The 9,512-nt window shown below is 60.1% G+C and carries 13 protein-coding genes; 4 read left to right on the top strand and 9 right to left on the bottom strand.

Annotated features, from left to right (window positions below; genetic code table 11):
• From E5W87_RS30640 to E5W87_RS30615, 6 genes are all read right to left on the bottom strand, one after another.
• Nucleotides 1–298: hypothetical protein (locus E5W87_RS30640; RefSeq protein WP_292406226.1), on the bottom strand; the 298-nt coding region annotated here is incomplete at its 3' end.
• A 243-nt stretch (nucleotides 299–541) separates the two neighbouring features.
• A complete protein-coding gene (locus E5W87_RS30635; protein ID WP_292406223.1) occupies nucleotides 542–991 on the bottom strand; it encodes a hypothetical protein in 450 nt (149 codons plus the stop codon).
• A gap of 48 nt (nucleotides 992–1,039) precedes the next feature.
• Nucleotides 1,040–1,474: a hypothetical protein gene (locus E5W87_RS30630; protein WP_292406220.1), complete on the bottom strand. Its 435-nt coding sequence runs from the start codon at nucleotides 1,472–1,474 to the stop codon at nucleotides 1,040–1,042.
• A gap of 35 nt (nucleotides 1,475–1,509) precedes the next feature.
• The gene (locus E5W87_RS30625; protein ID WP_292406217.1) at nucleotides 1,510–1,920 is read right to left on the bottom strand and encodes a hypothetical protein; all 411 of its coding nucleotides are present in this window, start codon (nucleotides 1,918–1,920) and stop codon (nucleotides 1,510–1,512) included.
• A gap of 51 nt (nucleotides 1,921–1,971) precedes the next feature.
• Nucleotides 1,972–2,319: an EF-hand domain-containing protein gene (locus E5W87_RS30620; RefSeq protein WP_292406215.1), complete on the bottom strand. Its 348-nt coding sequence runs from the start codon at nucleotides 2,317–2,319 to the stop codon at nucleotides 1,972–1,974.
• A 22-nt stretch (nucleotides 2,320–2,341) separates the two neighbouring features.
• Nucleotides 2,342–2,587, bottom strand: coding sequence for a hypothetical protein (locus E5W87_RS30615; RefSeq protein ID WP_292406210.1), 246 nt, complete (start codon nucleotides 2,585–2,587; stop codon nucleotides 2,342–2,344).
• 892 nt (nucleotides 2,588–3,479) lie between these two features.
• On the opposite strand from E5W87_RS30615, the gene E5W87_RS30610 reads away from it, so the two are divergent.
• From E5W87_RS30610 to E5W87_RS30595, 4 genes are all read left to right on the top strand, one after another.
• Nucleotides 3,480–4,391 (top strand): glycine betaine ABC transporter substrate-binding protein, encoded by a 912-nt coding sequence (locus tag E5W87_RS30610; RefSeq protein ID WP_292406206.1) that lies wholly within the window; start codon nucleotides 3,480–3,482, stop codon nucleotides 4,389–4,391.
• Nucleotides 4,388–5,080, top strand: a complete 693-nt coding sequence (locus E5W87_RS30605) for a L,D-transpeptidase (protein WP_292406203.1) — start codon at nucleotides 4,388–4,390, stop codon at nucleotides 5,078–5,080. Before E5W87_RS30610 ends, E5W87_RS30605 begins: the two co-directional genes overlap by 4 nt.
• Before the next feature lie 145 nt (nucleotides 5,081–5,225).
• The gene (locus E5W87_RS30600) at nucleotides 5,226–5,444 is read left to right on the top strand and encodes a hypothetical protein (protein WP_367118893.1); all 219 of its coding nucleotides are present in this window, start codon (nucleotides 5,226–5,228) and stop codon (nucleotides 5,442–5,444) included.
• Between the two features lie 244 nt (nucleotides 5,445–5,688).
• On the top strand, nucleotides 5,689–5,928 hold the full coding sequence (locus E5W87_RS30595) for a hypothetical protein (RefSeq protein ID WP_292406197.1): 240 nt from the start codon (nucleotides 5,689–5,691) through the stop codon (nucleotides 5,926–5,928).
• Nucleotides 5,929–6,018: 90 nt separating this feature from the next.
• Here E5W87_RS30595 and E5W87_RS30590 read toward each other — a convergent pair whose 3' ends face one another.
• The 3 genes from E5W87_RS30590 to E5W87_RS30580 form a co-directional block, all read right to left on the bottom strand.
• On the bottom strand, nucleotides 6,019–6,840 hold the full coding sequence (locus E5W87_RS30590; protein WP_292406195.1) for an aspartate/glutamate racemase family protein: 822 nt from the start codon (nucleotides 6,838–6,840) through the stop codon (nucleotides 6,019–6,021).
• Nucleotides 6,841–6,851: 11 nt separating this feature from the next.
• A complete protein-coding gene (locus tag E5W87_RS30585) occupies nucleotides 6,852–8,099 on the bottom strand; it encodes a D-amino acid dehydrogenase (protein WP_292406192.1) in 1,248 nt (415 codons plus the stop codon).
• 218 nt (nucleotides 8,100–8,317) lie between these two features.
• Complete coding sequence (locus tag E5W87_RS30580) at nucleotides 8,318–9,067, bottom strand: GntR family transcriptional regulator (protein WP_292406189.1); 750 nt, start codon at nucleotides 9,065–9,067, stop codon at nucleotides 8,318–8,320.
• Between the last annotated feature and the right edge of the window lie 445 nt (nucleotides 9,068–9,512).

Raw genomic sequence — 9,512 nt, 5'->3', positions numbered from 1 at the left:
CCATGATACCGAGTCGGTTCATATCTGCTTCCTGGTTTCGCACGTGCTGGAGTGGAATCACGGTCGGATCGGCGGCGATGTCCGCCAATGCGACGCTTGCCGTGCCTGTGACAGCGCCAAGGCTTACGAGCATGGCCGGCAAATCTGCCACCAAAATCGCGCCGGTGGATTTCAGGGATTGAGACGCGAAATGGCGGATATCACGGCCTTGCAACCGGAGCGTGGCGGTCTGTTGTAAAGGCGCGTTCAGAGCCGTTGTCGCCGCCAGAACTCTGAACGGTCTGAAATTCGCTCGCATGCCTAATCCTCGATTTCGAAGCCACTTTCTTTTCGTATCCGCTCAGCGGATGACACCAGCACGCCTCAGCGCTTCTGCCAGCGCGCGCATGATTGACCCTGCAACGACGCCCGCGCCGAGCAACGCCACTGGCAAAGTCGCCGTCGGCATTGCCGTCGTGGCCGCCAGAAATTTGATCGTCGTGAAAGGCTGAACTCTGCTGCGGGCGATCAACACCGGCTTTCCCTCTCCTCTATCGCGACATCAGTCGTTAATGGCGGTGATCCTGACCGTCTGCTGTTTGCACGCTTCGTTGCTGCAAATGCCGCTGAACCAGATTTCTCCATCGCCGATGGAAACACCCTGCCAGTTCGCAAAAAGCGTCGCATAGGTTTGCTTGGTCACAGCACCCTTCACCTTCTGGGTGATAATTTGGTCGTAGTCGGTCAAGAACTGCTTCTGATCCTTGATCTTCACGGCCTTTCCCTTGATGCGGGCCTGGAACGGATAGTCGACCATTGCGGCAACGGTCGCCTTGTCATCGGAACCGACCGCTTTTTTCAACTTGTCGAAGAAGGTCTGGTACGGCGCATGACTTCCGAACAGCGTGTCCAGATTGCTGTTCACCTCCGCAGCCGATTGCGCGGACGCTGATCCGGCACCGATTGCTGAGATCAGCCCCAGCGCAAAGAGAAAAGCGTGTCTTCTGGCCATTGTTAGAATCTCCTCCGCTATTGTGTGAAACCCTTGGCGGTCATGCCGTCATTCCGTGACTGCTTCGGCAAAACACTTTGCCAGGTCTTGCGGCGCTCCGAGCTTCTTTGCCCAGGATACAAGTTCGGGTTTTTCCGATGGGTCGGCATATCCGCCCCATACGTCGCGAAACTGCTTCTTTCCGTTGACCGTCTGGAAGAACATCACGCCGTCGTCGCTCACCGGCGTGGAGACGTAGGCGGCACTCCAGTTGCCGCTCTCCATGATCGTGAAGAACTTCGCCTGAGCGGGCTTGAACTTGTTGGTCATCGCCGAGACGACGAGAGGGGCATATTCCTGCTTGCGCGCCTTCGTCACTTCGACCTTTACACCGTCACAGGCGCTATTCGCGGCGAAAGCGGACGTCAGCGCCATTCCCAACCCCGCAAGGCCGACCATGACGATTTTGGCACGCCGACGGATGAGACCGTTCAATTCAGACATGAGTGGCTATCCTTCCTTGTTCGCTGCGGGGGCCATCAATCGGAATCGTCATCGCCCGATGAACTATCCTCGTCCGACGAACTGTCATTGTCCGGTGTATCGACCTCGCAGCCGATGCCGCGGCAGCCTTGGTAGTTGCCTTGCGTATCGAAGTTCGGATTGCCCTCTTTGTCGTACTGCGGTCTGTCGTCGATGCTTTGATCCCCGTCATCAGGATCGTCGACTTTACACCCCAGCCCACGGCAGCCGATGTAACGGCCGCGCGTATCGAAGTTGGGATTGCCATTCCTGTCGAACTGCGGCCGGTCATCAATCTTTCGGTCCCGTTTATGAGGCCGATCAACCAGGCAGCCGGATCCGCGGCAGCCATCGTAGCCGTCGTCGGTGGTACATCCGGCGATCGCCATCAAAGCAGTGGCCAGGGTCGCATAGATTACGAATTTCATGGTTCATTCCTCCGACTGCCTGGCGGCTGGGGGATCGTTCGTATCCGAAGACTATTGCAGGCGTTGGTCCCCGCTCTTATCGGCCGCCGCGAAGTCCTTCATCACCCGGTTCATGAATTCGTCCCGACTGACACGGCCGTTCCCGTTCGCATCGGTCGCTGCGAACTGATTGGCGTTCAGGACGTCGGCGGTTTCGGCTTGGCTGAGAGCGCCGTTATTATCGGCATCCAGCTTTTCGAAGGCCTTGGACATGAAGGCCTGATACTCCTGCCGGTTCACCGCGCCGCTGTCATCGGTATCGAGTTGGTCCTGGTGGCCCTCGTACATGGACTGCTGTGCCGTGGCCGCGCCGGTGCAAAGCAGGAGCAAGGAAGCTGTCGTCGCAATTATGGATTTCATTGTTTTGTCCCTTCTTCTCGTCTCAGCCGCAGGCAAGACGATTGCCGAGGTAGCCACCACCGCCGATGCCAATCGCTGAACCGATCACACGTCCGGTTCCACCACCAATGGTGCTGCCAATCAGGCCGCCCACGATCGCGCCACCGACCGTACCGGCGATGCAGCCGAACTCGCTGTTGCGCGCCTGAACTTCCGGGTTGGATGACGACTGGCACGCCGTAAGCGCGAAAGTGCCCGCGAGCACGATTGTCAAGGTTGATTTCCTCATCGCTCTTTCCTGATCTGATCGCTGATTGGTGCCCATCCGAGGAGGACAGAGCTTCGCCGGCCTCGAAAGAGCCAGACCGTGGCCCATGCATTCGAAGACTTAGCCGCTGGCTGTCGTGATTTCTTACGTCGAGGGGAAACGCTCCCCACGGGGGGCCGCATTAGCGAATGTCGATTTCCCTCTCCATGCTTCGCGCCCGTCCGCCCAAGCATGCCAGCAACCCACTGACGCGGCTGCTGTTGGCAGAAAGTTGCATCCGAAGTCGGCGTAGGCAAGGAAAAATTGCAGTATCGCGGGTTGAATTTTGCAAATGCTTAATAATTCAGAACCAATGCCGGCTATCTTAGCAGATACTGAAATTCGATTGACAGCAAGACACCAGCACAGAAAGTCTGTTTTATTCTTTTTGCTGGATGTTATTGCAAGTAATATGCCACGTTGTTATGCATTTATGCAGATCGAAAAAAGACTACGACGAACCCGCTTGTTATACAATTGCCTGTATCCCGATCTATTGTCGGTATCTTTTTTTAACCGAGCCCAATCCGTTGCGCAGGTCGAAAGAAACGCTGCTCACTTATTCCACTTTTTTCAACGCTGCGGCGTGCCGCGTAGAGGCGCAGTGGGGGCGCGGCGGCCGCGTTTTGAGCATCTTCCCATACGGAATGTCATCGAGTAGCGTGCGGGGGCGGCATGTGACGGCGCTCTCTTTGGCGAATGCATTGTCGCACCTTCAGCAGCTGCCGTCAGAAGATGGGGCTGGTGTCACAACCCGGTGCTTGCCGTGACAGATTGTTCCCGTCCCGGTTCGTTTCAGCACCGAAGCGAGGGGGAAAGAAATGCACAACCGATTTCGGCGGTGCCTGCGGAAGATGTCGCTGGGGCATTGACGATGCTGGCGGTTCCGGTCCACGCGGCCGATCTCGTCATTGCAATGCCGAACTGGCCGTCGGGCCAGGCGACGGCAAACATTCTCAAGGTCAGCCTAAAGCAACATTTCGGTCTCGATGCCGATGTGCGCGAGATGGGGACGCTTATTGCCTTTGCCGGCCTCGATTCGGGCGAGGTGGATATTCATCCCGAAATGTGGCTGCCCAACCTCGACAATCTGGTGAAGAAGTATGTGGACGGTGCCGGCACGGTAGCCATCAGTCCCATCGGCGTGCCGGCATGGCAAGGCATTTGCGCTACCCGCGAAACTGCCGACAAGTTTGGCATTCGCGACATTTCGGACCTCACCGACCCGCGCAAAACTGCCGCGTTGGACACTGATCGGGACGGGCATGGGGAACTGTGGATTGGCGCTGAGGGTTGGTCCTCGACGGCTATCGAGCGTGTCCGCGCCAACAGCTATGGCTATGCCAAGACAATGACATTGCTGGAGACGCCGGAGGACGTCGGAATGGCGGCTGTCGATGCCGCGGTCGCCACGGCTCATCCGATGGTGTTTGCCTGCTACGCACCGCATCACGTGTTTGAGCTGCACGACATTGTCCGGCTTACCGAGCCGCCTTTTGACCCGGCAAAGTGGAAGATTGTGCTGCCTGCCGAGGACCCGCTCTGGGTCTCGAAGTCCAGCGCGCCAGTGTCATGGGATACCGCACATTTCCATATCGCTTACGCCACCTCACTGCGCAAAAAATATCCGAAGGTGGTCGAGTTCCTGGAACGGGTCGCGCTCAAGCCCGAGGACGCCGCGAAGATGAGTTATGCGCTCGAGGTGGAGCGTCAGGATCCTTACGAGTACGCCAAACAATGGGTTGCCGCGCAGGGCGCTCGGGTGGACGGGTGGGCAAATCCATGAACGGCAAGCTGATGATCGTGGGACGCGCCATTCTCCAGTGGCGCTCCCTGACGGCAATTGTCGCGGTAGCGTTCGGTCTTGTCGCCGTGGCGGCGCTGGCTGCGGGAACACAGGTTTTCGATCCGAAAACCCGCAAATGGGTGGACTATGACCGCACCAAGGCGCGCAAATACTATGCCGCGCATAATGAAGTGCCGGAGGCGTTTCGCCCGCAGATGGTCAAGTTCCGCACCGCGGAAGTGCCCGGCACGATCATCATCGATGGCAACCAGCATTTTCTCTACCTTGTGCAGCCGGGTCAGCGGGCCATGCGCTACGGTATCGGCGTCGGCCGGGAGGGATTTGGATGGGCCGGAATCGTGCGCGTCGGCCGCATGGCGGAATGGCCCACCTGGACGCCTCCGGCCGAAATGGTCGCTCGTGATCCGAACGCGGTCAAACATGCGGGAGGCATGCCGGGAGGGCCGGACAACCCGCTCGGCGCCAGGGCGCTCTATCTGTATGAGCGTGACCAGGACACGATCTACCGGATACACGGCACGCCAGAGCCCTGGACGATCGGACTCGACGTATCATCAGGGTGCATCCGGATGAGGAACGACGACATCACCGATCTCGCATCCCGCGTCAAAGTTGGAGCCAAGGTCATCGTTCTCATGCAGGGGGCGGCACTTTACAAGGGCGTGTGAAGCCGGGAAGCGGCATTCGGAGAGGGACCAAGCAATGTCGGCAAAATGTGCAGTGAGAACTTCGATCCGGGCAACAGCAATTGGATTTTTGGTGGGGACCCTGAGCGCTTGTGTCAGCGCGCCGCCGCCGCCGCCTCAGGAACAGATGTCCAGGACCAAGGTCGAGACGGCCCCGGCGGACCTTCAGCTTCTTTGCGCCGACGCGGCCGCCAAGGCGAGCGGCGTCGACAGCACGAAGATACTTCCGGTTTCGTCGAGCAAGCTCGATTCCAAAACCTATCAGGTCGAACTCGACGCCGGTGGCAAGAAGACAAGCTGCCTGGTGGATACGGACGGCAACGTCAAATCGGTGCAGCCCACCTGATCCGCTCTGGTCAAGGAATTTTGCGACGATCTGACGATTGCCGCGAACCTGGCGTCGACTTCGGAGGAGACGACGTTGGTGGCGACCAGCCGTGATGAAAGGTTCCGAAACCCCGAGAAAACCCGGCCGACCGCAGCTTGCCTCAACCCGGCGGCATCATCGTGATTGGCAGGTTCGGGCATTCGCTGTACCATTTCCTACGCCGGTCGCCGACGCAGCGTGTTCCGGCAAGGGAGAAACGTCCATGTTACGATCAATTTCGCTTGCGGTTTTCCTGGCGGTCGTTCCTGCGACAGCCTTTGCAAATTCATGCCCGACCATCATGGCCGCGATCGACGCGGCGTTGCCGACCGCCACCCTCTCCGAGGCCGATATGGCCAAGGTCAAAGAACTGCGCGCCCAAGGCGAGACATTGCACGCCGCCGGTGATCATGCAGGATCAGAGGCCGCGCTCAACCAAGCCAAGACGATGCTCGGCATCTAGCTGCAACGAACGCGGCTTTGCTGGCCGCGAAGGACAGCGGAAAAATTTGTGCCTCGTCAAGCTACCCCGTCAGTGCAAGGCGATCACCAGTCAGTTGCTTGGCAATCCAAAAAGCCTTCCGGCGGGCACGACGTCATTGATCCCGGCGAGCCGCAGACAGTGCCAGGCCATGGCGTGGTTGCTGGACGTGACCGGCACGCCGATGCGCTGCTCGAGCCCGGCGGCCGCTTCGGCGATGCGAAGGCTGGTGCATGATACGAAGACCGCATCCACCCCCGGCGTGACAGCCATCCGCTCGGCCGCGGCTTCGATCGACGTGACCGAGATGCGGGCGGCATCGCGATCGTCGCGCCGGTCGAAGGTCGCGACGGCTGATACGTCGACGCCGCGCCCGTTGAAATAGGCGACGAGGTCTTCATTGATCTGCGGCGCGTAGGGCGTCAGCAGGCCGATGCCTTTGACGTCGAGAGCCTTGAACGCCGCAAGTGCGGCGGTGACGGGTGTGGTGCAGGCGACATTTGGCCGTGCCTTCCTGATCTCCGCGAAAACCGCCTCTTCGCCGAGCGTCATCGTCGCCGAGGTACAGCCGAAGGCAACGACGTCTAGAGGAATGCTCGGCAAGATGAGGTCGACGGCCGGCGCGATCCTGGGACCGATGGCGCGCAAAGTGTCGGTCGTTATGTCGTTGTCGCTGAACACGCGGGATTCGTAGAAGGCGACACCGGGCTGGCGCACGAGCGCGCGGAATTCATGCTCCAGGGTCTGATCCGTGGCCAGCACCACAAGGCCGATCGCCGCGCGTGACGCCAGACCGCCGTCGAGTTCCGATGGCAGCACGCCGAGGTCAATCGGCCCGGAGGACGCAAGGCGCGTGGCGGCGATGTTGAGAGACATGACATTGTCGAGAGACATGGCGTTCCCTTTCAAAGTCGGTTCAAAAGACCATCCATTGGAATGGCCGGCGCCCGGCCGGCGATCAGATCGGCGGTGATCCGGGCCGACCCGTGCGACATGGTCCAGCCGATGTGGCCATGCCCGGTGTTGAGGAAGAAGTTGCGCAAGCGTTGCCGTCCGAAGGCGGGAAGATTGTTCGGCGTCATGGGCCTCAGACCGGCCCACATTTCCGCGCGATGGTAGTCGGCGCCGTCGGGGTAGAGGTCCTCTGCAACGCCTTTCATGAAGGCGAAATCGGTGGGCTTATGGCTGGTGTCGTAGCCGGCGAACTCCGCCGTTGCGGTGACGCGGATGCGGTCGTCGAAGCGCGAGATGGCGACCAGATTGTGCTCGTCGACGGAGCCGATGGTCGGCGGCAGCGGACGATTGCCGATCGGGATCGTCAGCGAATAGCCCTTGATCGGGTAGATCGGCAGTCGAATGCCGATCTTCCTTGCCAGAACAGGACTGTGGCTCCCGAGCGCAAGCACATAGGCATCGCCCCTGAAAGGCTCTTTGTCGGTGAGCACCTGCGCGACAGCGTCGCCGGATGTTTCGATGCCGGTGATCGTCGTGCCTGTGTGGATGGCGCCGCCGCGGGCGATAATCTTGGCGGCGAGGGCCCTGGTGAACTTTGCCGGGTCGCCGGTCTCGTCGGTCGGACAATAGATGCCGCCGGCAATCTTGTCCTTGGCGGACGCCAGAGACGGATCGAGCGCGACGATCGCGTCGCGGTCGAGGACCTCGATCTCTTGTCCGTCCGACTGCAGCAGCTTCATATGCTCGACACCGTTGTCGAGCGCCTGCTGGCTGCGGTGGAAATAGACGATGCCGCGATCGTTACGGTCGTAGTCGATTCGCTCGTCGGCAACGACCTCGCGCAGCACTGCCTGCGAGTAGGCGGCGAGGCGATGCTTGAGCAGCGTGTTGCGCCGCGCCTTGGCGGCCGTGCATTCCATGAGAAACAACCAGGACCACGTATAGAGCCGCGGATCCGCCGAGAACTTGAAGCGCAGCGCCTGGTCCTTGAGCACCAGCGATTTCAGCAAGGTTATCGGCGCCTTGGGGGACGACCAGACAAAGGAATGGCCTGGCGCGATCATACCGGCATTGCCCCAACTCGTTTCAGCGGCGACCTGCGCATTGCGTTCAATGAGCGCGACGTCGTGACCGTCCCTTTGGAGTTGATAGGCTGTCGTGACACCAACGACGCCGCCACCCAGCACCACTATGCGCATGATGCCTCCGGATCACTGGAGAGCAGAACAACCCACCCGACGAACGGATCGGCGGCCATGGTGAGGATCGGCGGCAAGCCAATTGCCAATATCAGTCCTGCACGCACTGATGGCGTCCCTCTGTACCCGACATGAGATTATAAAGTGAGTACACTTTAGAATGTAATCTGGAATCCACAAGGCCACAACCAACCGCTAGCGGCGCATCAATGTTCTGGTCACGCGGCCGTCCCAAAGAAGATCCGCGCGAGACCGCGTGTCGCCACTTCCATTGCATGCGCTGAGCTCAGCGTGATGTGCTTTTCGACCAGGGCTGCCCCGCCCGCGGCATCGCGACGGCGCAGGGCATCAATGATCGCTTCATGCTCCTGGTAGCTGTGGCTGCGGCGCGGCATGGACTCCAGATCGATGCGCCGGAAAAAGCGAATCCGTGAACATAGGCCCTCGAGCGCGTTGACCATCTGCGCATTCTTCGACAATTGCGTTAGCGCCATGTGGAAACTTTCATCGGCAACGGCAACCTTCGCCCACGACCCTTCACGCTTCAGGCTGCTATGCTTCGTCCATGCGTCGACCGTCGCCTGGATCTCGGTGTCCGTTGCCCGCTCGCAGGCCAGGACGAATGCGGCCCGCTCGATCGCCGCGCGAAGTTCGTAGAGATCGCGCACGGCTTCCGGCGTGAGTTCGCGGGCATAGAATCCCTTGTTCGGAACGGATGCCACGAAGCCGTCGCGCTGCAATCTGTTGAGAGCCGCGCGCACCGGCGTGCGACTTACGCCAAGTTCAGCCGCGAGTTCGACCTCGTTGATCTTCTCTCCCGGCCGGAAACGATAGTCGACCGCGAATTCCTTGATCGCCGCGTAGACCCGATCGACACTGTCCGCAGCACGGACGATGCGCTCTCGCTCTTTTGCGCGCGTTTGGACTTTTACCCGGCTACCGACGTCATTCCTGGGGTTCGTTGCCATCCTGTCCTCATGCCATGTCCGCTCGCGCAGCTGAAGCACGCGTCTGAAGACGCCCATACGTGCATGTCGTCATCCCAAAGCCGCTGCGCACTCTTGGGCAACATGCATTAGCCTCCCGAGAAGGTCAGCTCCGATAAGATACATAGCTGAGTCGTAAAGTGCACTCAGTTATCCGCGCCGAGAAGGAGCCGGACCGCTGCCACGATCGGTTGAAGTAGTGTCGGACGGAGGCATGGCTCGGGCTCGTTCGCTTCGAAAGCACCGTCCCGACCTGGGTTGGGTCAGCCTAGCCCGATGCGCTTTGCGCCTTGCCGAAACATGGCCTCGGCGTCGGGCTCGAAGCGGAAGGTGCCGATAAAATCGTCGGCGCAGTAGTTCGGCAGCGTCTTGCGCAGCGCGGCGGAAAAGTTTCGCGCTTCGTCAAGCCGTCCCGCCAGCGCAAGGC

It is taken from the genome of Mesorhizobium sp. (assembly GCF_004962925.1).
Taxonomy (GTDB): Bacteria; Pseudomonadota; Alphaproteobacteria; order Rhizobiales; family Rhizobiaceae; genus Mesorhizobium.
Note: the sequence above shows the minus strand (reverse complement) of the source record. Positions and strands in the feature narration are given on the sequence as shown.